Below are 22,929 nucleotides of genomic sequence, written 5' to 3' on the forward strand. Positions count from 1 at the left end.
CGGCCCGTCATGCGCCGGGTCACTCGCCGGGTCACTCGCCCGGGTCCTCGCGCAGCACGACGGCGGCCTCCCTGCACCGGGCCAGGGCCGCCTTCGCGTACGCCGGGGACGCCCCGGCGAGGCCGCACGCCGGGGTGAGCACGACCTGCGAGGCCAGCGTGGCCGGGGAGAACCCGAGCCGCCGCCACAGCTCCCTGGCCGGCCTGGCGACCACGCCCACGTCCGCCAGCGGGCTCACCACGCCGGGCACCACGCCGAGGAAGAACGCGACGCCCGCCTCGACGGACTCGCCGATGGCCTCCTCGTCGCGGCGGCGCAGCAGGGAGGCGTCCACCGAGACGCCCTGCGCGCCCGCCCTGCGCAGCACCTGGAAGGGCACCTGCGGCGCGCAGCAGTGCACGACGGGGAACGCCTCCGCCGCCGCGAGCACCCTGCCCAGGCGCTCGACGGCCACCTCGGCCTCGACCGCGCGCAGCCGGCCGAACCCGGAGGCGGTGGGCACGGTCCCGGCGAGAGCCCCAGGCAGGCCGGGCTCGTCCACCTGGAGGACGATCTCCGTCACGCCGGGGACGCGCCGCCGTACCTCGGCCACGTGCTCGGCCACCCCCTCGGCCAGGGACTCCACCAGGTCGCGCACGGCGCCGGGATCGGACAGCGCCTTGTCCCCGTGGCGCAGCTCGATCGCGCCCGCGAGCGTCCACGGCCCGCACACCTGGATCTTGAACGGCCCCGCGTACCCCTGGGCGACCTCCTCCAGGCCGTCGAGGTCGCGAACCAGGTGGTCCCGGCCCCTGCGCGCGTCGCGCCCCGGCCGGTCGGCGAACCGCCAGCCGGAGGGCTGCACCTCCACCGGCATCTCCACCAGCAGCGACGCCCCGCGCCCGACCATGTCGGCGCCCACCCCCCGGCCGGGCAGCTCGGGCAGGTAGGGCAGCGCGGGAAGCTCGCCGAAGACGACCCGGATCGCCTCCAGGTGGTCCTCGCCGGGATGCGATCCGACGCCGGTCGCGGTGGCCTCGGGAAAGGGGTAGTCACTCACGCCCGCTAGCGTAAGGCGCATGAAGCTCACGAAGTTCGGCCACGCGTGTGTGCGGCTGGAGAAGGACGATCGCGTCCTGGTGATCGACCCCGGGATCTTCAGCGACACCCGGGCGCTCGACGGCGCGCACTCGGTGCTGATCACCCATGAGCACTTCGACCACATGGATCACGACGCCCTCGCCAGACTGCCCGGAGACGTGGAGATCTGGACCTGTGAGGGGGCGGCGGCCAAGCTGGCCGGCGTGTCCGCCAAGATCCAGGTCGTCCGCGACGGCGACGCTTTCGAGACCGCGGGTTTCCGGGTGCGCACGGTCGGCGAGTGGCACGCCCCCAACCATCCGGACCAGCCGATCGTGCAGAACATCGGCTTCCTGGTGAACGACGACGTGTTCTACCCCGGGGACGCCCTCACCCGGCCGGGCGTCGAGGTCGGCACCCTCATGGTCCCCACCGGCGCCCCGTGGCTGAAGCTCCCCGAAGTGATCGCCTACCTCCGGGACGTGCGCCCGGAGCGCGCCTTCTCCACCCACGACGCGCTCTACAGCGACGCGGGCCTCATGCTGGTCGACAGCTGGCTGCTCGCCGAGGCGGACCGGCAGAAGGCGGACATGCGCCGGCTGGCCGTCGGCGAGTCGGTCACCCTCGCCTGAGCGCCGGTCAGGACGACGTCGCGATCGTGGCCGAGCCGATGACGACGTCGCCGTCGTAGAGCACGGCGGCCTGGCCCGCCGCCACCCCGGCGGCGGGGGCGTCGAGCTGGAGGTGCAGCGCGTCGCCGGAGACCTGCGCGCGGCAGCCGTACACCTCGCCGTGCGCGCGGAGCTGGACCGAGCAGGTCAGCGGGGCCAGCGGCGCGGGCAGCGGGCCGTTCCACACCGGGCGCTCGCAGGTGATCGAGGAGACCTCCAGCGAGGAGCGCGGGCCGACGGTCACCGTGTTGGAGACCGGCTCGATCGACAGCACGTAACGCGGCCTGCCGTCGGGCGCGGGCCGGTCGATGCGCAGCCCCTTGCGCTGGCCCACGGTGAACCCGTAGGCCCCCTGGTGGTTGCCCACGACCTCGCCGGAGAGCGCGTCGACGATCGGGCCGTCGGCGGCGCCGAGGCGGTCCGCGAGGAAGCCCCTGGTGTCGCCGTCGGCGATGAAGCAGATGTCGTGGCTGTCCGGCTTGTCGGCCACGGCGAGCCCCCGGCCGGCCGCCTCCGCCCTGACCTCGGCCTTGGTGGAGCCGCCGAGGGGGAAGATCGCGTGCGAGAGCTGCTCGCGGGTGAGCACGCCGAGCACGTAGGACTGGTCCTTGCCGGCGTCGACGCTGCGGCGCAGGACGCCGTCGTCGAGCCGGGCGTGGTGGCCGGTGGCGACGGCGTCGAAGCCCAGCGCGAGCGCTCGGTCCAGCACCGCCTCGAACTTGATCTTCTCGTTGCAGCGCAGGCACGGGTTGGGGGTGCGCCCCGCCGCGTACTCGCTCACGAAGTCCTCGACGACATCACGGTGGAACCGCTCGGCCATGTCCCAGATGTAGAACGGGATGCCGATGACGTCGGCGGCCCGCCGGGCGTCGCGGGAGTCCTCCACGGTGCAGCACCCGCGGGCGCCGGTCCGGTAGGACTGCGGGTTGGCCGACAGCGCGAGGTGCACGCCGGTGACATCGTGTCCCGCCTCGGCGATGCGCGCGGCGGCCACAGCGGAATCGACGCCGCCCGACATGGCGGCAAGCACTCGGAGAGCCATAACAGTTCGAGCGTACCCGCCGCCGCGACCATTCCCGTTCGGCGTGCCGCCTGTTGGCGTACGGGGCCGCGGGCTGGGACAATATCCGGCCATGCGACAATTCGGCCGCAAGACCGAGAAGCACGACCCTGCCCGGCGGATCGCGGAGTTCTGGGCGTGGTGGAGTTCGGCCCGGCCCGAGATCGACACGCTGGTGGCCGCGGGTGACGCGGAGCGGCTGACCGAGCTGGTCGCGCCCGCGGTGGCCGCCGTCCACCCCGGCCTGGTGTGGGAGGTCGCCCCGGGGCGTACCGCCGCGCAGGCCCTCGTCGTCACCGCAGCAGGCGACCCCGCGCTGCGCTCGCTCGCGCACCGCCTGGCCGGGGCGGCGCCGGCCGCCGACGCCCAGTGGGAGTACCACCCCTCCCGGCAGGCCAACCCGCAGGCGCTCGACGTGACGCTCGACGTGGGCGGCTACGACTTCGACCTGGGGCAGCTCATGCTCGGCCTGCGGGTGCCCCGCGACCGGCCGCAGGTGGACATGGTCGTCTACCACCCGATCTACACGCTGCTCGACGAGGAGACCCGGTTGCAGGCGACCGTCCTCGCGCTGCACTGGCTGATCGGTGAGGACGACGTCGCCCGGTGGGCCGGTGAGATCACCACGTCGGCGTTCCCGCCGATCGACGCCGTGGCCGCGGTGCACCTGCCCGCCGTGGTGGCCGACCTGGCCGCCGGTTACGACCAGGAGCAGTGGGCCCTGCTGGAGGGCCGTACGGGCGACGGCGCCCGGCTGATCGCCGTCGCCCGCCATCCGCTGCGCCACGTCGACCACCCGCTGTTCGACCGGCACATCGAGATCACCCTGCCCTACGCCCACGCGGACGCGGACGGGCTGCCCGCCGAGGAGTCGGCGCGGGCGCTGCGCGAGTTCGAGGAGCGGCTCGTGGACCGTCTCACCGAGCTCAAGGACACGGCGCTGCTCGTGGCCCACCTGAGCGCGGAGGGCCGGCGGGTGATGCACGTCTACGCCGATCCCGCGGGCGACGCGCCGGCCAGGCTTCAGGAGCTGGCGGCAGACTGGCCCGAGGGCGGCGGCGCGCAGGTCGTCGTCGCCGACGATCCGGGCTGGAGCGCGGTCGCCCCGTTCCTGAGCTAGGGGCGCCTGGGAGTTCCGTTGACGGCGGGGTCGGTTCGTGCCGTGCACGCCGCCGAGCGGGGCCCTAGGTGAGGCCGGCCCGCCTGGCGCGTTCCACCACGGGGCCGATCACCTCGACCAGGCGGTCGATGTCGGCCTGGGTGGAGGTGTGGCCGAGGCTGAAACGCAGCGAGCCGCGCGCGGAGGCGGCGTCGGCGCCCATGGCGAGCAGCACGTGGGACGGCTGGGCCACGCCCGCCGAGCAGGCCGAGCCGGTCGAGCACTCGATGCCCTTGGCGTCGAGCAGCATGAGGAGCGCGTCGCCCTCGCAGCCGGGGAAGGAGAAGTGGGCGATGCCGGGGAGCCGGTCGTCGGGGTCGCCGTTGAGGACGACGTCGGGCACGGCCGCCCGGACCCGGTGGATCAGGTCGTCGCGCAGCGCGCTCAGGTGCTTGGCGTGATCCTGGCGGGAGGACACGGCGACGCTCACCGCCGCGGCGAACCCGGCGATGGCGGGCGCGTCGAGCGTGCCCGAGCGCACGTCGCGCTCCTGGCCACCGCCGTGCAGCACCGGGACGGGATCGACGCCGCGGGCGAGCAGCAGCGCCCCGACCCCGATGGGCCCGCCCACCTTGTGCCCGGTCAGGGTCAGCGCGTCCACGCCCGCGTCGGAGAAGGACACCGGGAGCTGGCCGATGGCCTGGACCGCGTCGGTGTGGAACGGGATGCCGTGGTCGTGCGCGATGGCGGCCAGCACCTTGATCGGCTGGATCGTGCCCACCTCGTTGTTCGCCCACATGACGCTGACCAGGGCGACCGTGGCGGGATCGCGCTCGATCGCGGCGCGCAGCGTCTCGGGGCGGACCCTGCCGTGCTCGTCCACGTCGAGCAACTCGACCTGGGCGCCCTGGTGGTCGCCGAGCCAGTGGGCGGGGTCGAGGGTGGCGTGGTGCTCGACCGCGCTGACCAGGACGCGGGTGGCGCCGGACGGGCGGCGTGACCAGTAGAGCCCCTTGACGGCGAGGTTGTTGGCCTCGGTGCCGCCGGAGGTGAACACGACCTCGCTGGGGCGCGCGCCGAGCGCGTCGGCGACGACCTCGCGGGCCTCCTCGACCACCCGGCGGGCCCGCCGCCCGGCCGCGTGCAACGACGACGCGTTGCCCACCCGGCCGAACTGCGCGTTCATCGCCTCGATCGCCTGGGGGATCATCGGCGTGGTCGCCGCATGATCAAGATAGGCGGGCTCCACGGCCGCACTCCCCTCTCGGCTCCACGATCTATGACAGACGTTCCAAGACTATCCGGGGCCGGAACAAGGTTCGCCCCCGGTTTGCCTACTGTACCGTCCGGACGGTACAGTGAGGCGCATGAGGAGGGATGAGCTTCTTGATGCCGCCGAGTGTCTGCTGACCGAGCACGGCACGGGCGCGCTCACCCTGGCCGCCGTCGCCGAGCGCGCGGGCGTGAGCAAGGGTGGCCTCCTCTACCACTTCAACAGCAAAGAGGCCCTGGTCAGAGCGATGATCGAGCGGCTCATCGCCGACTTCGACCGGCTCGTGGCGCAGCAGGGACACGATTCCTACGGCAAGAACTACGTGGCGGCGACGTTCGCCGCCGTGTGCGGGGGCCAGCTGAGGCGATGGGCGGTGGTCACCGGCGCGGCCGGAGACCCCGCGCTGCTCGCGCCGCTGCGCGAGGCGCTGACCCGGTGGTTCCGCGAAGGGCTCGACGCGGAGGCCGACCCGATGACCGCCCAGGTGGTGCGCCTGGCCTGTGAAGGGCTCTGGGAGATCGCCACGCACGCCCCGGCGGTCTACACCCCCGAGCAGTATCGCGACCTGGAGCGACACCTGCTCTCGATGCTGGACTGACCTCCGCCGGCGCCCCCTGGTGGTCGCCCCGACGGCCCGGGCCGTGAGGGCGACCTGATTCTGTGTGCCCTCTTCGCGGGCGCCGAAAACCCTCTGTCAACGCATTTGGAAGGGAGTGACGATGACCCGCGCCCTCAGGACGGCACATATCGGCGCAATCCTCACATTCGCCCTGGCCGGCCTGCTCTGCGGCACGTTCACGATCCGTATCCCGGCCCTGTCCGACGGCCTCGGACTGTCGGAGGGCGCGATCGGTTCCGTGCTGCTCGCCTGGGGTCTGGGCGCCCTGGTGACCATGCAGTCCATGCGCCGGGTGATGACCCGCGCGGGCAGCCGCGCCGTGCTGCGGATCGGCGGCCCGCTGTGCGCCGTGGCCCTGGTGCCGCTCGCGTTCGCCCCCGGCCTGCCCTGGCTCCTCGCCTCCGCCGCGCTGTTCGGCCTCGCCTTCGGCGCCGTGGACGTCGCCATGAACGCCCAGGGCTCCTCCGTCGAACGGGCCGTCGGCCGCCCGCTGATGAACGGCATGCACGCCGGCTGGTGCGTGGGCGCCATCTCGGCGGGGCTGCTCGGCACCCTGGCGATCGCGACCGGCCTGCCGTACCCGGTGCACCTGGCGCTGACCGCGGCGCTGGTGCTGCCGCTGATGGTGGTCGTCGGGCGTACCCACCTGCCGGACGGGCCGCGCGGCGCCGGGCGCAGGGTCGCGCGGGCGGCCAGGCGGATGCCGCCGGTCGTCTACCTGCTCGGCGTGATCGCCTTCTGCGCGTTCATGATCGAGGGCACGGTCGCCGACTGGAACGGGCTGTTCCTGCGGGACGTGGTGGGCGCGTCGGCGGCGATGGCGGCGCTCGGCTATCCGACCTTCGAGGCGGGCATGCTGGCCGGCCGGCTGTCCGGCGACCGGCTGCGTACCCGGATGGGCGACCGCGGCCTGCTGTTCGCCTCGGGGCTCGGCACCGCCGCGACCTTCACCGTGGTGATCCTCGCCCCCGCGCCGCTCGCCGCGCTCGGGGGCATGTTCCTCGTCGGCCTGTGCGTGGCGACGATCTCCCCGATGGCGCTCTCGCTCGCGGGCACGTCGGGCGCCGCGCCCGCGCCCGCGATCGCGCAGACCGGCGCCATGGGCTACGCCGGGCTGCTGCTCGGCCCGGTGCTGATCGGCTTCGTGTCCGGGCACGCGTCGCTGCGCGTGGCGATGTTCGCCGCCGTGCTGCTCGGCCTGGTGATCGCGGTGACCGCGCGCTTCTTGCCGGCCGGCCGTACGGCTCCCGCGCCGCCGGTCGGCGCGCTCCCCGAGCCCTCGCTCAGCCGGTGAGACCCGGAACCGGCCGGTGGCACACAGCCGCCGGCCGGGGGACTCAGCCGCCGGCCGGGGGGACAGCGGCCGGGGGGACACTGGCGTCGGCCGAGGGACGCGGCGGCGCCGCACCGCGGGCGGTGCGGCGCCGGGAGCGGTGCGGTGCCGAGGGGCGTGCCTACTTGCGCTTCTCGATCTCCTCGGTGAGCTGCGGGACGACCTGGAAGAGGTCGCCGACGACGCCGAAGTCGGCCAGCTCGAAGATGGGGGCCTCGGAGTCCTTGTTGATGGCGATGATCGTCTTGGCGGTCTGCATGCCGGCCCGGTGCTGGATCGCGCCGGAGATGCCGGTCGCGATGTAGAGCTGGGGCGAGACGGTCTTGCCGGTCTGGCCGACCTGGAACTGGTGCGGGTACCAGCCGGCGTCGGTGGCGGCCCGGGAGGCGCCGACCGCCGCGCCGAGCGAGTCGGCGAGCTTCTCGATGATCGCGAAGTTCTCGGCCGAGCCGACGCCGCGCCCGCCGGAGACCACGATCGCGGCCTCGGTGAGCTCGGGCCTGGCGCCCTTCTCCTGCTTGACCCGCTCGACGACCCTGGCCGCCCTGGCCGCGTCCGACAGGGTGACGGAGACCTGCTCCTCCTCGGCGGCGCCGGCGGCGGCCTGCGGAGCGGTGGAGTTGGGGCGGACCGCGACGATCGGGGTGCCCTTGGTGACCCGGGACCGGACGTTGACGCCGCCGCCGAAGATGGACTGGTCGGCGACGAAGCCCGCACCCAGGCCGACGACGTCGGTGAGCACACCGGAGTCGGTCTTGACGGCCAGGCGGCCGGCGATCTCCTTGCCCTCGGCGGTCGCGGCGACGAGCACCGCGGCCGGCGACTTCCCGGCCACGAGCTGGGCGAGCAGCTCGGCCTTGGGCACCACCACGTAGTCGACGATCTCCTGGTCGCCGGCGACGTAGACCTTCTCGGCGCCGTACTCGGCGAGCCGCGCCCTGGCGGTCTCGGAGTAGCCGGGACCGGCCCAGACGGCGGCCGGGGCGCCCAGCGAGCGGGCCAGGGTCAGCAGCTCAAGGGTGACCTTCTTGACCTCGCCGTCAACATGCTCGACAAGAACGAGAATTTCCGACATTTCAGCACAACCCCCGTTCTCAGATGAACTTCTTGGCGGCGAGGAACTCGGCGGTCTTCGCGCCGCCGTCGCCCTCGTCCTTGACCACGGTGCCGGCCGCGCGCGGCGGGGCGGCGGCGAACTCGGCGACCTCGCTCCAGGCGCCGCCGAGCCCGACCTGGTCGGCGGCGATCTCGGCCTCGGCCAGGCCGAACTTCGCCACCGGCTTCTTCTTGGCCGCCATGATGCCCTTGAAGGACGGGTAACGCGGCTCGTTGATCTTCTCCACCACGGAGACGACGGCGGGCAGGGTCGCCTCGACCCTGTCGAAGCCGTAGTCGGTGACCCGCTGGATGGTGATGGACGAGCCGGCCACGTCCACCTTGTTGGCCAGCGTGAGCTGCGGCACGCCCAGGCGCTCGGCCAGCATCGCGGCGAGCACGCCGGTACGGGCGTCGGTGGACTCGGAACCGAGGATGACCAGGTCGAAGCCGATCTTCTTCAGCGTCTGGGCCATCGCGTAGGAGGTGGACAGCGCGTCCGAGCCGTGCAGCGCCTCGTCGGTCACGTGGACGGCCTTGTCCGCGCCCATGGCGAGCGCCTTGCGGATGGTGTCGGCCGCCTTGTCCGGGCCCATCGTGAGGACGGTCACCTCACCGCCGTGGGCCTCCTTGAGCCTCAGCGCCTCCTCGACCGCGTATTCGTCGAGCTCGTTGACGACGCCGTCGGCGGCCTCGCGGTCGAGCGTCTTGTCGTCGGACCTCAGCTTGCGCTCGGTCGCCGTGTCGGGGACCTGCTTCACACAGACGACGATGTTCATGGGGTCAGTGGCCTCCGGACGATTTCCCGATGTTCCCGAAATTTCCCGATATTCCCGGTATATCCCGCTGTCCCGCCGGCCGGGGTGTCGCCGTGCCGGTTCCCGGCATGCGCCGTGGGACGTGCGGGTGACGCACCGCTGCCAGGTGCCCGAGAGCGCCGTGACGGTGGATGGGCCGGCATGTCACTCCGATCCTCCCGCCGATATGTTACCCGCCAGTAGCTTAGACGCAAACCCGCTGATCAGGCGGTCGGCGTCCACGCCCGGACCCGTACCCCTCCACCCTACCGAACTTTGTTCCACAGGTGCCCGACCGGCCCCCGATCAGGCGGCCACGACCGCCACGACCAGCACCAGCAGCACCGTGGCGAGGGCCAGTGTCAGCGTGAACGTGCTGAACACCGTGCCCAGCAGCGCGGCCAGCACCGCCGTTCCCGCCACCCCGCCCAGATCGACGACGAGCCTGCTCCGCCGGCCCGCCGGCTTGGAGAACACCGCCACCCCCGCGTCGGCCAGCACCGCGCACACGTAGAGACCCAGCACCAGCAGCGACACCTCGGTGAGGTTCTCCCAGGCCGCGGCGGTGGCCAGCGCGGCCACCAGCCCGGAGCCGACCACCCACCGGGTGCGCACCTTGGCGGTGTGCCGGGCCAGCGCCTCCTCCTGCGTGGGCTTGGCCGCGGGACGCCGCCGGTCGTGCCCGATCTGCTGGGTGGACAGCCCGTGCACGCCGTCGTCGGGCACCACGGGGATCTCCCCCACCACCGTGGCGGCCGGCGGGCGCGGCGCGACGGGAGCAGGCGGCGGCACCACCGCGCCGAGCCTGGCGCACAGTTGCCTGGCGGTCGGCCGCGCGGCCGGCTCGTGCACGAGGCACTCGCGCAGCAGCGGCGCGAGCCAGTCGGGCACCCCGTCCAGGTCAGGCGCGTCGTGCACCACCCGGTAGGCCACCGCCGCCGCCGGCCCCATCCCGTACGGCTGCCGCCCGGTCGCCGCGAAGGCCAGCATGGCGGCGAAGGAGAACACGTCGGACTCCGTGCGCGAGCCGCCGTCCTGGATCACCTCGGGCGCGAGATAGCCGGGCGTGCCGAGGATCGCGCCCGAGGCGGTCACCGCGGCGGCGTCGAACGCGGACGCGATGCCGAAGTCGATCACGACGGGCTCGCCGTCGGCCACGATCACGTTGGCCGGTTTGAGGTCGCGGTGCACCACGCCCGCGTCGTGCATCGAGGCCAGCGCCTCGGCCAGGCCCCGGGCGAGGCGGACGAGGTCGTCCCCGGCGAAGGGGCCGTCGGCGGCGACCGCGACGTTCAGCGGCCGGCCCTGCACGTAACGGGTGACCAGGTAGGGGCGATCTCCCTCCAGGGAGGCGTCGACGACCTCGGCGACGTGCTCGCCCCGCACCCGGCGCATGGTCTCGACCTCGCGGCCCAGCCGGGTGAGCGCGACGGCGTCGGCCGCCACGTGCGGGTGCAGAACCTTCACCGCGACGGTGCGGCCCTGGGCGTCGAGCGCGATGTGCACCGCACCGTAGCCGCCAGCCCCTATGAGGGATAGCAGTCGATAGGGACCGAGGTGCTCAGCGTCCGGCGGCGCTCCCATGCCACTCCTTCTCCCGCATCTCACTCACATCGTGCCCTAGAAGGCGGCCGTGCGCACCGGGGCGCGGCTTGCCGCCGACATCCAAGTTTCCGCCAAGGGCACCGGGTGACGCCCGCGAGTCACCCGGAGTGCCGGAAAGACCCGCGGCGCCGGTGGAGTGAGACTCAGCTCCAGAAGGCCAGGAAGCCCAGGCCGAGGCTGTTGAGAAGATCGCCGACCAGCCCGGTGACCAGGTCGATGGCCCCCATCGACGCCTGGTCGGTCTGCTCCCGGAACGTGGTGGTCAGCTTGTCGATCACCACGGACGGCGGCTCCCACGGCATGAACGACGCCGTGGTGGTCAGGGCGCCCATCACCGCGAAGACCGCCAGCGCGCCGAGCACGATCGCGGTGACCATCGCGGCCCCGGGGCTGCGGACCAGCGCGGTGAGCGTGCGCGAGACCGCCTTGCGCGGCTTGCCGCCACCGGGCAGCACGAACAGCCCGCCGGTGAAGGCCCCCGCCGCGTAGGCGGCGGCCACGTCGGTGGACATGCCGCCGGGGTAGGCCAGCACCCCCCACACGCACATGCCGAACATCGCGGCCAGCGGGACGTGCACGACGGTGCCCAGCACCGCCCTGATCAGCGCCCACGGCGTGCCCAGCACGACCAGCAGGGGGTCCGCGCCGCTGCTGCCGCGCGCACTGCGCCGGTCGGCGAGGTCGCCGAAGAGGTATTCGCCGACCCGCAGGCACAGCACGGCCACCACCGCGAAGGCGCTCACCACGACGGGGAACAGGCAGGCCGCCCCCACGATGATCGCCAGCAGCAGCACGGCCAGCAGCGGGTGCCCCACCCGATAGGGCGGGCGCCGCTCCTCCGGCGGGGTGTACGGCCTGGGCCGGTTCTCGGGCGGCGGCAACGGCCGCGCCGGCCCGGACGGCTGCGGCGGCGGGCCGGCCACCCGCTGGTCGGGGGGCGGCGCGGGCCGCTGGTGCACCGGCGCCCTGCCGCCCTGCTCGTAGGGCACGGCCGGCGTGTAGGGCGGGGCCTGCACCGGCGGGGGCGCGGGCGGCGGGGCGGACCTGGCCGAGGGGGCGGCCTCCTGCTGCCGTCTCTTCTGCGACGGCGCGTAGTTCACCGGCGGCAGCAGGTCGGAGAAGGAGTCGTCCTGCGAGAACACCCGGGTGCCGCTTCCGGCGGGCGGCTCCTGCTCGGTCACCCGGGTGACGGACTCGATCCTGGTCGGCTCGTGGAAGGCGGTCACCGACGGGTCGAGCGCCCGCGCCATCCGGTGCAGCTCGCCGGCCGTGGGCCGTTCGGCCGCCTCGACCGCCAGCGCCGCCTCCAGCCAGCCGCGCAGCCAGCCCGGCGCCAGATCGGTCCGGGCCCGCCCCTCCATGATGTTGAAGCACACCACCTCGAACGTGCCGGTGCCGAACGGCGGCTTCCCCGTCGCGCCGAAGAACACCGTCGAGGCCAGCGCGTGCACGTCCGCGAGCTGGGTGATCTCGCTGTCCCTGATGATCTCCGGGGCGAGGTAGCCGGGCGTGCCGACGAACATGCCGGTCTGGGTGAGCCTGGTCGCGTTGACCAGGTGGGCGATGCCGAAGTCGATGACCAGCGGCTCGCCGCCGATGAGCATCACGTTGGCCGGCTTGAGGTCGCGGTGGATGACGTCGGCCGCGTGGATCGCCACCAGCGCCGCGGACAGGCCGCGCGCCAGCCGTACCAGGGCGGCGGGGCTCAGGGGGCCGTCGGTGAGGACGGTCTCCTCCAGGGTCCTGCCGGGCGCGAAACGCGTCGCGATGTACGGCTGCGGGCCCGAGAGCTGGGCGCCCAGCACCTCGGCGACGTGCGGGCTGCGCACCCGGCGCATCGTCTCGACCTCGCGGGTGAGCCGGTCGCGCGCCTTGAGGTCGGCGGCGACGTGCGGGTGCAGGACCTTGACGGCCACCTCCCTGCCGTCGTCGTCCACGCCCAGGTGGACGACGCCCATGCCGCCCTCACCGATCTTGCGGATCAGCCGGTAGGGGCCGAGCCTCTCGGCCGCCTGGATGTCTCCCCCGCTCATGGCCTCACTCCGTTCGGCTGCTTCGGGCCTCGCGTCATTGCGCGGCCGTCCGCAGGGCCTCGAGTTTGTTGGCTATCGGTTGGATGTTCACGGGTGACCACACCGATGTGGTCCGCTCTCCGAGGGTGCCCACGGCGACCGCGAGCGTCAGCGCCACCGCCACCGCGACCGCCGCCGCCACGGCGACCGCGACGTTCTTCGCCGGGACCAGCGAGGCGAGCGCCCTGCGCATCTGACGGCCGGGGCCCTCGACCCCGGGCCCCGCGCAGATCGTCCACAGCGCCACCGCCACGCCCCAGCTCAGGGCGTTGGACGTCTCCATCCCGCTCACCAGCACGGTGAGCAGCAGCGTCACCGGCAGCCCCAGGATCAGCGCGTAGGGCACCAGGGCGACGGTGATCACCACTGACTTGACCAGCGCCGCCGGGCGGCCGAGGACCCGCAGCACGTCGAGCGCCGCGCCGCCGTTCCCCTGCCCGCCGAGCTGCGGATGGGCGATGTCGGCGGCCCTGAGCAGCACCGCCAGCGGGATCACCACCACCGATACGAGCACCGGCGCGATGATCGCCAGGGCGGCGACCAGCCCGAGCAGCAGCACCGCCGCCGCGCCGTACGCCTTGGAACGCTGCAACGGCCGGGCGGCGCCGTTGGCGGTGCGCACCTCGTGCCCGGGGAAGGCCGGGTCGTGCCCGCGGCCGTGCGCGGGCGGCTGGGGCTGCTGGTAGGGGTGCGGGTAGGGCGCGGACGGCTGCCCCGGCCGGCCGAACGCCTGCTCGTGGCCAGGCCGGTCAAGGCCGGACCGCTCGTGGCCCGGCCGGTCGTGGCCGCCCGTGGTCCGCGGGTTCGCCGGCGCGGGCGGTCCCTGGAGGCCGGCCGCGCCGTGCCCGTGCGCCGGCGGCGCGGGCGTCTTGCCCTGGCCGTAGGCGGGCGTGACCTGCGCGTCCGGCGTGCCGTACGGCGCCGCCTGGCCGTGCGGCGGACGCTGGTGGTTCCTGATGTACTCCTGGAGGTCGCTCGGCCGCACCCGCTGCGTCGGGATGTCGCCGTCCGGCGACGGCGACGGCGGCGCGGGCGGCACCGGCCCGGCGGCGGGCGCCTCCCACGGGCGGGACGGCGTCGCCGAGACGTCGGCCTGGGTCGGCACGTCCCAGGAGACGGAGGGCACGGCGGAGACGTCGGCCTCGGTCGGCACCTCCCACGACGGGGCGACCTGCTCCTCGGGCTGGTCCCAGGGCCGGGAGGGCATCTGGGACGCGCCGGGCGCCTGCCACGCCTGCGACCCCTGGACGGGCTCACCGGGCAGCACCGGCGCCGGCAGGTCGGAGCCGCCGGAGCGCACCTGGCGCAACTCCTCCGGCGTCACCCGGCGGGTCGGCCACGGGTCGCCGTCCTCCGGCAGCGGGCCGTCGCCCGCCGGGGCGGGAGGGGCCTGCTCGCCGAGCAGCGAGACATACTCCCGGTCGGCCGCGGGGCGGTCGGGGGCGGGGCGGTCGGGGGCGGGGCCCTCCTGGGCGGCGAGCACCGCGGCGCGGGACGGCCCGACCGGCGGGGTCGGGATCTCGTCCGCCCGGCCGCGCGAGTCGAACTCGGGGACGGTGGGGATGTCGTCGGGCACCCTGTGCCGGGCCGGCCTGGGCATCAGCCGGGCGCACTGCTCGGCCAGCTCGGCCGCCTGGGGACGCTTGGCGGGATCGCGGCGCAGCGCGGCGCGCAGCAGCGGGCGCAGGATCTCCGGGGCGGCGTCGATGTTGGCCTTGCCCGCGGTGATGTTGTAGAAGACCATCTCCAGCGTGCCCTTGCCGAAGGGCGGCTGGCCGCTGCACGCGTAGAGCAGAGTGCCCGCCCAGGCGTGCACGTCGACCTCGGGACCCGCCACCTGGCCTTCGATGATCTCCGGGGCGAGATAGCCGGGCGTCCCGATGAACATGCCCGTCTGGGTGAGCCTGGTGGCGTCGACCGCCTGGGCGATGCCGAAGTCGATGAGCACGGGCTCGCCGTCCACGATGAGGACGTTGCCCGGTTTGAGGTCGCGGTGGATGACGCCCACCGAGTGCACGGCGGCCAGCGCGGAGGCGACGCCCCCGGCGACCTTGAGCACGCCTTCGAGATCCAGCGGGCCGTCCTGCTTGACGAGGTCGTCGAGCGGGCGGCCGGGGACGTAACGGGTGACGATGTAGGGCCGGTGGCCGGTGACGTCGGCGTCGAGAACCTCGGCGATGTGCTCGCTGCGCACCCTGCGCATCGTCTCGACCTCGCGGGCGAGCCTGCGTCTTGCGACGTCGTCGCCGGCGACCTCCGCGCGGAGGACCTTCACCGCCACTTCGCGCCCCTGGGGGTCGGTGGCCAGGTGGACCACACCCATGCCCCCCTCACCGAGCCGCCGGAGCAGCCGGTAGGGTCCGAGTCGGTCGTCATTCATGGCATGAAGCACCATACCGGCTTAAACACCGCCCCTGAGATGAACCATGAGGCCACATTCCCGCTTGTACAACGTTCCCGTGGCCTTGAACGGTTTCCCCATCGAGGGTCACAAACAGGCTTCGAAACGGCCTCAGCCGGCCAGTCGAAGCACTTCCGCGCCCTTCAATCCCCCCAGCAACGCCCCGGACACCGCGAGCTTGGAACGCCGGACGCCGCTGCCTATCACCACGCCCGGATGGGCCGCCACCGCCTCGTCCACCAGGACGGGCCAGTCGTCGGGAAGACCGAGCGGCGTGATCCCACCATATTCCATTCCGGTGAGGCTGACCGCCTCCTCTTGCGGCGCGAATGACACCTTTCGCACATCAAGCCACTTTCGGACAACGCCATTGACGTCGATCCGCGCCGCGGCCAGCACGAGGCACGCGGCGTGACGCACCTGCCCGTTCCGCCTGCCGGAGACGATCACGCAGTTGGCGGACTCGTCCATCCGCACGCCGTAGCGCTCGCAGAACACTGCCGTGTCGGAGAGCCCGGGGTCGATCTCGGCCACCCGCACGTCGTCGGCCTCCAGCGCCCCCACGGCCGTGGCCACCGGGTCCGCCAGCAGGTCGGATCGCGTCCGGGCCGGGACCCACTCCAGCGAGCCCATTGACATGCCCTCCCCTTCCCCCATCGCGCACACGTCCCCCAACCCTACGTCCCCTTCCCCTGCGACGCGTCCGATCGCGCGGGCGGGGTGCGGGACAGGGCGTCCCTGTGCACGGCGGTGACCGCCCTGCGGGCCGACTCCATCGCGCCCGCCTGCCAGGCGATGAGATGGGTGAGCCAGTCGCCGGCGAAGTGCACCCGGCCGGCGGGCCGCTGCAACAGCTCGAAGGCCCCGGTGTAGGACGGCCAGCGCACCCAGCCGCCCTGGATGTGCGGCTGGCGCTCCCAGTGCACCGAGACGCCGGACACCACCTCGGAGCGGTACTTCTCCCCGTGGATCTTCTTGCCCTGGGTGAGCGCGCGGCTCAGCCGGTCCCGGTGCGACAGGGCGCCGTACAGCTCGGCGTTCTCCTCGGTGTTGTAGTAGCCGACCAGCAGGCCGCGGGGCGCGTGGTAGCCGTAGGACGGGTACCAGATGTGCGTGATGTCCAGGTCGGTCTCCGTGATGCCGCCGTAGACCCGGTCCTCCAGCTCCCACCAGCGCCTGCCGTACTCCAGGCCGATCTTCCCGGCGGCGACCGGGGTGGGGGTGGCGAGGGCGGCGGTGATCTCCGGGCCGAGGTTGCCGGGGATCTTCGCGAGGATGTGCGGGGGCAGCGCGGCGACGCAGTAGTCGGCGCGCAGGGTGCCCGGACCGTCCGGGCCCTGGTAGGCGATCTCCACGCCGTCCGGGAGGCCGGTGATCCGGGTGACCCGCACGCCGGTCCTGATCCGGTCCTCGCCGACCCGGGCGGCCAGGGCCCGGGCGATCGCGTCCATGCCGCCGACCGGCTGGAACATCGGCATCGCCTGCTCGAAGCCGAAGTCGGCGGTGACCGCCCTGCCGATCCCGGCGGCGAGCACCTCGGCGAGCGGCTCCGGTCCCTGGAGCGGCACGCCGGCGGCGACCGCCGGGTAGGTCTGGAAGCCGCGCCGGTCGGACCCCTCGTAGGTCAGCTCGGGGCCGATGTCGCCGAACCTGCGCAGGAAGTCGATCAGGCGTTCCCGGTCGTCCGCGGTGAGCCGCCGGTTCAGCGCCCCGGCGTGGGTCGCCTTGGCCAGCAGCTCCGCGACGTACCCGTACACGTCGGCGCGGGCCGTGCGCGCCCGGACCGGCGCGGCCATCCCGTGGTTGTAGACGTAGGCGGAGGCGTTGTTGTTGACGAAGGTCTCGATCGGCACGCCCAGTTCGCGGCAGTAGTCCAGGGTGACCATCCACTGGGCGATCCGCCCCGGTCCCGCGTTGAAGTAGACGCCCTCGCCGAACCGCGCCGTCTGCGTCTCGCCGGACAGCTCGGACACCCGGTCGCCGCCGCGCAGGGTCAGGCTCCGGCCGCCGGTCCGCTCCCGCGCCTCCAGCACCGTGCAGCGGTAGCCCGCCTTGCCCAGCTCGTAGGCGGCGGTCAGCCCGGCGACCCCGGCGCCGAGCACGACCACGTCGGCGGCGACGCGCCCGGTCAGGTGGAAGTCCGACACCCGCGGCGGCGTGTAGTCCTCCCTGCGCTCCTGCGGGGCGAGGCCGAGCGCGCCCATCGCGGCGAACATCGCCCCCGCCCCGCCGGCCGCGCCCACGCCGACGAGCAGGGCGCGCCGGGTCAGCCCGCCGCCGGGGGCGGGCGCGGGAGGCTTCGGGGGATCGACCTGGGGGGTGCCGGACATCGGAGGGTCAGCCGTACACGCCGCTGTTGCAGGCCACCTGGCCGCCGATCATGGCGAAGATGCCGAAGAGTCCCATGATCTGGGTGAAGTCGTCCGTGCTGAACTCGGTGTGCCGGGGGCCGACCGCCTTGACGCCGGGGATGAGCGCGCACCCGGAGGCGATGGCCGTGGAGTTCCACTCCACCCCCAGCGTGTACGGCGCCGCGAGCTCGTAGGGCCGCAGCGACGACACCCGGGACAGCGCCCGCGCGGCCGCCTCCCTGATCCGCTCCTGGGCCACGCTCGGCGGCAGCAGCTCGGCGGCGAACTTGTCCACGCCGTTCTTGACCGCGACCGTCTCGACGTCCCCCAACAGCTCGCGGGCCTCCGCGCAGACCGCCTCGTCCCCGGTCACCAGCGCCACCGGCACGCCCATGTAGCCCGCGTAGGCCGCCACCACCCGGGTCTCGCCGCAGACCTCGCCGTTGAGGTAGACGTTCTGGATCTCCTTGCCCATCCAGGTGTGGTTGAGCACGCCGTCGCGCACGCCCGCCCTGGCGTGGTAGCCGACGAAGCAGGCGGCCACGTGGTCGCGTTCCAGGCCCTGGGCCATCCGCATCGGCTTGCCCGGGCCGCGGATCAGGGTGGCCCGCGGGTCGAGCAGGTCGATCCTGAGGTTCTTGGTGGAGCCGTGGGCGTCGTTCACCACGGCGGAGGTGGCGCCCGCCTGGAAGAGGCCCTCGACCGCCGCGTTGGCGTCGGCGGTCATCAGCTCGCAGCCGCGCTCGTAGCCCCGGCCGCCGGCGTGCATCTCCTCCGGATCGGTCAGTCCTGTGACACCCTCCATGTCGACCGACAGGTAAACCTTCACTGCTGCCCCCAGCTTTCGACGCGGCGCGCCTCGTCCTCGGTCATGAAGCCGACCTCTTCCGCCATGAAGTCCGCGATCTGCTTGCGCCACGGATCGGGGATCTCGTCCAGCGCCGGACGGTAGCAGTGGTCCAGCCAGCGGGTCGACTCCTCGGTGGCCCGCAGGTGCTCCGCGGCCCTGGCGAAGGGAGTGGTCTCGATGCCGGGCACCCGGGCGCAGCCGTACTCGATCATCTCCTGGCCGCCGTAGGGCGGAGGCTGTTGCCACTTGGCCGCCACCGGGCGGTCGGCGGTGATCGTGGTGCTGAGCGGGCGGCGCTCGACGGCGGCCTGGATCAGCTCCTTGTACAGGCACTTGCCGCAGGTGCCGCAGGCCCCGCCGTCGCCTCCGCGCAGACACCAGCGTACCTGCCGCCGCAGGCCGGAGCCGAGGGCGAGGCGCATGGTGGTGGCCTCGCTGATCCCGCCGACCGGCAGCACGACGCGCAGCCCGGCGGCGGCGAACAGCCGGCCCCACCTGCCGTCCGCCGACCACATCGGGTTGTCCGGGGTGTAGCGGTGCACATAACGCCCGCCGCCCAGCCAGCGCGAGCCCATCTCGTAGCCGAACGCGATCCCGGCGAGGTCGAGCTCGTCCGCCATGAGCGCGGCGCCGGCGGCGACCGCGTGATGCTCGGGGTAGCCGGGGCGCGGCTCGGCGAGGGTGAACTCCAGGTCCGACCGGACGACGGTCAGCTCTCTCCCGGTCTGCGCGGCGAGCTTGGCGAGGATGTCCGCGCGGTAGTGCGTCCAGCGGTTGGGCACCCTGGGGTGCGAGATCCGCTGGAAGTGCACGAACGGCGCGTCGGGCAGGATCGAGGCCACCGCCGCGGAGTCGGCGCCGCCGCTGTAGGAGATCGCCAGCCGCGCGCCCGACCGGGGCGACCCGCCCACCGGCCCGGCCTGCACCGGCCAGCCCTCCTCCAGGGCCGCCGCCAGCCCGGCGGAGACCGGCCGGTCGAAGACGATCCGGCTCCGGGTGTAGGGCGCGACGACGGTCCAGGCGGCCAGCGCGAGCAGGTCCGGGTGCACGTCGTCCACCGGGTACGGCAGGCGCAGCCGGCAGGAGTTGGTGGCCAGCCGTACCCGCTGGCCGTCGGTGACGGTGCCGGCCAGGTCGTCGTCGGCATCGAGCCGGAAGTCAAGTCGCCAGACGTCGTCGTCCCGGGTCCAGGCGACCCTCACCGCGCGCCTTCCCCGGCGGGCCTGGCGCCGGCGTCGATGCGGTCGACGGCCTGCCAGAGCAGGACCTCGTTCTGTAACAGCCGGTCCACGGCCGTGGCGGTCTCATGCGCCAGGCGGTGCGCCTCGTCCCATCGGGCGGTCTGGCGGGGGTCCGGGGCCGCCGCCGCGCGCGGCCGCTCCGTCAGCGTCGTGACCTGCGCGCGCAGCCGCTCGACCTCGCGCCGGAGCGCCACCAGTTCCCTGCCGAGGGCCTGGACCTCCCACAGGGAGTCCCGTATGTCGTGCCGGTGGTCCACCCGCGTGACGTAGCGGGCGTCGAGCCAGGCACGTACGGCGCGCCGGAGCCGCGTGGGCACCGGCGCCAGCTTCCACAACCGCACCATGAACGGTCACGATAGCGGCAAAACACGATCTACCCTGGCTCATCCTGCACGCAAAGTATGGATCTGCCCAAGGGGTCAGCTTCCGGTGAATTCAGGCTTGTTCTTCGCCACGAACGCCCGCATCCCGATCCCGGCGTCGTCGGTGGCGAAGAGCCCGGCGAAGTGCATGCGCTCGATCTCCAGGCCGGTGCCGAGGTCCGCGTCGAGGCCCCGGTCGATCGCCTGCTTGGCGGCGCGCAGCGCGAGCGGCGGCCCGGCGGCGAAGCTGGCCGCCAGCTCCACGGCGAAGGTGTGCACGTCGGCGTCCGGGACGACCCGGTCCACCAGGCCGATGGCCAGCGCCTCCGCGGCGGGCACGTGCCGGCCGGTGAAGACGAGGTCCTTGGCGCGGGCCGGGCCGATCAGGCGGGGCAGCCGCTGGGTGCCGCCCGCGCCGGGGATGATGCCGAGCTGGATCTCGGGCTGCCCGAGCTTGGCGCTCTCCCCGGCGACCCGGAAGTCGGCGCACAGGGCCAGCTCGCAGCCGCCGCCGAGGGCGTACCCGGTGATGGCGGCGATCACCGGCTTGCCGATCGCCGCGACCGTGTCGAAGGACGCCTGGAGCGCCGCGCAGTAGCGGGACATCTCGGCGAAGGACAGGCCGGTCATCTCCTTGATGTCCGCGCCGGCGGCGAAGACCCGCTCACCGCCGTAGAGCACGACCGCGCGCACGGCGGGGTCGGCGTCCACCTCGCGGGCGCACTCGGCCAGCTCGCCGTGCAGCCGCGCGTCGATGGCGTTCATCTTGGGCCGGTCCAGCCTGATCGTCGCGACGCCGTCAGCCGTCTCGACGCGTACGAACTCCCCCATGCCTGTCCTCCGTGCGTTCTTCCTCGATCGACGCCCAACATATCCGGGAAGAGCACGCTTAGGGAGTGAAGGAAACCTTCGACATCTGACAACCGCCGAAGGAAATCGTTGACATCTCGATCAAGGCTCCGCACCCTTGCTCCAGGAGTCCCCCAGCCCCAGGAGCCACCATGCGACCCCACAGGAAGGGGGTGACCGCTGTGGCAGTCGCCGCCCTCACCGGCCTCGCCCTGCTGTCCCCCACCCCCGCCGGCGCGGCGCCGCCTGACCGGCAACGCCTCTTCACCGAGGCCGCCGCGAAGTACGGCGTGCCGGAGAGCGTGCTGCTCGGCGTCTCCTACCTGGAGTCGCGCTGGGACGCGAACGCCGGCCGGCCGAGCACCTCCGCCGGGTTCGGCCCCATGCACCTGACCGACGCCGCCGCGCTGACCACCGCCCGGCAGCACCACTCGACCGGCACCGAGGACCCGCGCGGCGACACGGCCCGGCCCGCCAAGACGCCCGCCGCGAGCCCGCCGCCCGTCGCCGGCCCGTCCCTGCGCACCCTGGAACGGGCCGCCGAGCTGACCGGCGCCAGCAGGGAGAGCCTGCGCGCCGACCCGGCGGCCAACATCATGGGCGGCGCCGCGCTGCTCGCCGACTACCAGCGGCAGCTCGGCGCGCCCGCCGACGGCGGGCCGGGCGACTGGTACGGCGCGGTCGCCCGCTACTCCGGCGCCGCCGACGCGGCGGCGGCCAGGTCCTTCGCCGACGAGGTCTACTCCGTGATCGCCGAAGGCGCCGAGCGGGTCGTGGACAGCGGCGAGCGGGTGCGGCTGCCCGCCGTGCCCGGCGTGCGACCGGCCAGGCGCTGGCTGGACCGGCTGGGGCTGCGCAAGCCGCGCCCCGGGCAGGTGGACTGCCCGCGTTCGCTGTCGTGCGAGTGGATCCCCGCGCCCTACCAGGACCTGGGAGCCGGCGACTACGGCAACCACGACATCTCCGACCGGCCGAAGAACCAGAAGATCGAGTACATCGTCATCCACGACACCGAGACGCTCTACGACCCCACGCTCCGGCTGGTCCAGGACCCGGCCTACGTGAGCTGGCACTACACGCTGCGCTCCCAGGACGGCCACATCGCCCAGCACGTGCGGACCAAGGACGCCGCCTGGCACGCCGGCAACTGGTACGTCAACGCCAAGTCCATCGGCCTGGAGCACGAGGGCTTCCTCGCCCAGGGCGGCGCCTGGTACACCGAGGCGATGTACCGCACCTCGGCCAAGCTGGTGCGCCACCTCGCCAAGGAGTACGGCATCCCGCTGGACCGGGCGCACATCCTCGGCCACGACAACGTGCCGGGCACGACCCCCGCCACGGTGCGGGGCATGCACGAGGACCCGGGCCCCTACTGGGACTGGGCGCACTACTTCGACCTGCTCGGCGCGCCGCTGCACCGCTCCGGCGGGCCGCGCGGCCAGTCGGTCGTGATCCTGCCCGACTACCAGCGCAACCAGCCCTACTACTACGGCTGCGACGCCGAGAACCCGGACGCCGCCTGCCCGCCGCACGGCTCCTCGTCGGTCTGGCTGCACACCGAGCCGCGCGCGGACGCGCCGCTGGTCGCCGACATCGGCAAGCACCCGACGGGCGAGTCCCTGTACAGCGTCTACGACCACAGCGCCCGCGCCTCGACCGGCCAGCGTTACGCCCTCGCCGGCCACGAGGGCGAGTGGACCGCCATCTGGTACCTCGGCCAGAAGGCGTGGTTCCACAACCCGCCCGCCAACCCGGTCGCCGTCCCGTCCCGCGGCCTGGTCGTCACCCCCAAGCCGGGCCGCGCCACCGTCCCCGTGTACGGCAGGGCCTATCCCGAGCCCGAGGCGTATCCGGCCGGCGTGCCCGTGCAGGAGCTCGTCCCGCTGCAGTACACGTTCCCGGCGGGCCAGCGGTACACGCTCGGCCTCACCGCGTACGGCGAGTACTACCGCGCGGTCACCTTCGACGCCTCCCGGCACGTGGTGGTGCGCGGGAAGCTGAAGTACTACCAGATCCAGTTCGGCCACCGGGTCATGTTCGTCAAGGCGGACGACGTGACGGTCTCCTTCTCCTGACCGGCTCCTTCTCCTGACCGGCTTCTCCTGATCGGCCGCGTTCAGGCGACCATGGCACGGGCGGGTGGGCGGAATGCCGGCCCGTGCCACAATCGGCTGTTCGCGAATCTGGAGGAG

At 73.5% G+C, this 22,929-nt stretch carries 19 protein-coding genes; 5 read left to right on the forward strand and 14 right to left on the reverse strand.

Going from position 1 to position 22,929, the window contains the following annotated elements:
• Positions 1–31: 31 nt before the first annotated feature.
• Positions 32–1,060: a methionine synthase gene (locus tag QSK26_RS06295; protein WP_502888674.1), complete on the reverse strand. Its 1,029-nt coding sequence runs from the start codon at positions 1,058–1,060 to the stop codon at positions 32–34.
• Between QSK26_RS06295 and QSK26_RS06300 the strand changes: the two genes are divergently transcribed.
• Positions 1,059–1,691, forward strand: coding sequence for an MBL fold metallo-hydrolase (locus QSK26_RS06300; RefSeq protein ID WP_285774006.1), 633 nt, complete (start codon positions 1,059–1,061; stop codon positions 1,689–1,691). The genes QSK26_RS06295 and QSK26_RS06300 overlap by 2 nt on opposite strands.
• Positions 1,692–1,698: 7 nt before the next feature.
• On the opposite strand, the gene mnmA is transcribed toward QSK26_RS06300, so the two are convergent.
• Complete coding sequence (gene mnmA / locus QSK26_RS06305; protein WP_285774007.1) at positions 1,699–2,772, reverse strand: tRNA 2-thiouridine(34) synthase MnmA; 1,074 nt, start codon at positions 2,770–2,772, stop codon at positions 1,699–1,701.
• Positions 2,773–2,863: 91 nt separating this feature from the next.
• On the opposite strand from mnmA, the gene QSK26_RS06310 reads away from it, so the two are divergent.
• The gene (locus QSK26_RS06310; RefSeq protein ID WP_285774008.1) at positions 2,864–3,910 is read left to right on the forward strand and encodes a DUF695 domain-containing protein; all 1,047 of its coding nucleotides are present in this window, start codon (positions 2,864–2,866) and stop codon (positions 3,908–3,910) included.
• Positions 3,911–3,974: 64 nt separating this feature from the next.
• On the opposite strand, the gene QSK26_RS06315 is transcribed toward QSK26_RS06310, so the two are convergent.
• Positions 3,975–5,138, reverse strand: coding sequence for a cysteine desulfurase family protein (locus QSK26_RS06315; protein ID WP_285774009.1), 1,164 nt, complete (start codon positions 5,136–5,138; stop codon positions 3,975–3,977).
• Between the two features lie 118 nt (positions 5,139–5,256).
• Between QSK26_RS06315 and QSK26_RS06320 the strand changes: the two genes are divergently transcribed.
• Both QSK26_RS06320 and QSK26_RS06325 read left to right on the forward strand, forming a co-directional pair.
• Positions 5,257–5,760, forward strand: coding sequence for a TetR/AcrR family transcriptional regulator (locus QSK26_RS06320; RefSeq protein WP_285774010.1), 504 nt, complete (start codon positions 5,257–5,259; stop codon positions 5,758–5,760).
• Positions 5,761–5,881: 121 nt separating this feature from the next.
• Positions 5,882–7,075: an MFS transporter gene (locus QSK26_RS06325; RefSeq protein ID WP_285774011.1), complete on the forward strand. Its 1,194-nt coding sequence runs from the start codon at positions 5,882–5,884 to the stop codon at positions 7,073–7,075.
• 160 nt (positions 7,076–7,235) lie between these two features.
• Here the strand turns inward: QSK26_RS06325 and QSK26_RS06330 are convergent, their stop codons facing one another.
• The 11 genes from QSK26_RS06330 to QSK26_RS06380 all read right to left on the reverse strand — a co-directional run bounded on the left by QSK26_RS06330 (position 7,236) and on the right by QSK26_RS06380 (position 20,719).
• A complete protein-coding gene (locus tag QSK26_RS06330; protein ID WP_285774012.1) occupies positions 7,236–8,189 on the reverse strand; it encodes an electron transfer flavoprotein subunit alpha/FixB family protein in 954 nt (317 codons plus the stop codon).
• A gap of 19 nt (positions 8,190–8,208) precedes the next feature.
• Complete coding sequence (locus tag QSK26_RS06335) at positions 8,209–8,988, reverse strand: electron transfer flavoprotein subunit beta/FixA family protein (protein WP_285774013.1); 780 nt, start codon at positions 8,986–8,988, stop codon at positions 8,209–8,211.
• Positions 8,989–9,312: 324 nt separating this feature from the next.
• Entirely contained in the window at positions 9,313–10,590 is a 1,278-nt protein-coding gene (locus tag QSK26_RS06340) for a serine/threonine-protein kinase (protein ID WP_285774014.1), read from the reverse strand.
• A 164-nt stretch (positions 10,591–10,754) separates the two neighbouring features.
• Positions 10,755–12,644, reverse strand: coding sequence for a protein kinase domain-containing protein (locus QSK26_RS06345; RefSeq protein WP_285774015.1), 1,890 nt, complete (start codon positions 12,642–12,644; stop codon positions 10,755–10,757).
• A gap of 34 nt (positions 12,645–12,678) precedes the next feature.
• A complete protein-coding gene (locus tag QSK26_RS06350) occupies positions 12,679–15,063 on the reverse strand; it encodes a serine/threonine-protein kinase (protein ID WP_285774016.1) in 2,385 nt (794 codons plus the stop codon).
• 132 nt (positions 15,064–15,195) lie between these two features.
• The gene (locus QSK26_RS06355; protein WP_285774017.1) at positions 15,196–15,723 is read right to left on the reverse strand and encodes a YbaK/EbsC family protein; all 528 of its coding nucleotides are present in this window, start codon (positions 15,721–15,723) and stop codon (positions 15,196–15,198) included.
• Between the two features lie 38 nt (positions 15,724–15,761).
• Complete coding sequence (locus QSK26_RS06360; protein WP_285774018.1) at positions 15,762–17,414, reverse strand: flavin monoamine oxidase family protein; 1,653 nt, start codon at positions 17,412–17,414, stop codon at positions 15,762–15,764.
• A gap of 7 nt (positions 17,415–17,421) precedes the next feature.
• Complete coding sequence (locus QSK26_RS06365; RefSeq protein ID WP_285774019.1) at positions 17,422–18,264, reverse strand: M55 family metallopeptidase; 843 nt, start codon at positions 18,262–18,264, stop codon at positions 17,422–17,424.
• Positions 18,261–19,487 (reverse strand): DUF6395 domain-containing protein, encoded by a 1,227-nt coding sequence (locus QSK26_RS06370; protein ID WP_285774020.1) that lies wholly within the window; start codon positions 19,485–19,487, stop codon positions 18,261–18,263. The genes QSK26_RS06365 and QSK26_RS06370 overlap by 4 nt, the downstream gene beginning before the upstream one ends.
• Positions 19,484–19,870 carry a hypothetical protein gene (locus tag QSK26_RS06375; RefSeq protein WP_285774021.1) on the reverse strand — a complete coding sequence of 129 codons (387 nt, stop codon included), beginning with the start codon at positions 19,868–19,870 and terminating at the stop codon, positions 19,484–19,486. The genes QSK26_RS06370 and QSK26_RS06375 overlap by 4 nt, the downstream gene beginning before the upstream one ends.
• Positions 19,871–19,945: 75 nt before the next feature.
• Positions 19,946–20,719, reverse strand: a complete 774-nt coding sequence (locus QSK26_RS06380) for an enoyl-CoA hydratase/isomerase family protein (protein WP_285774022.1) — start codon at positions 20,717–20,719, stop codon at positions 19,946–19,948.
• 191 nt (positions 20,720–20,910) lie between these two features.
• On the opposite strand from QSK26_RS06380, the gene QSK26_RS06385 reads away from it, so the two are divergent.
• Positions 20,911–22,812, forward strand: coding sequence for an N-acetylmuramoyl-L-alanine amidase (locus QSK26_RS06385; protein WP_285774023.1), 1,902 nt, complete (start codon positions 20,911–20,913; stop codon positions 22,810–22,812).
• Positions 22,813–22,929 lie beyond the last annotated feature (117 nt).

This window comes from Microtetraspora sp. NBRC 13810, from assembly GCF_030268685.1.
Lineage (GTDB): Bacteria > Actinomycetota > Actinomycetes > Streptosporangiales > Streptosporangiaceae > BSRQ01.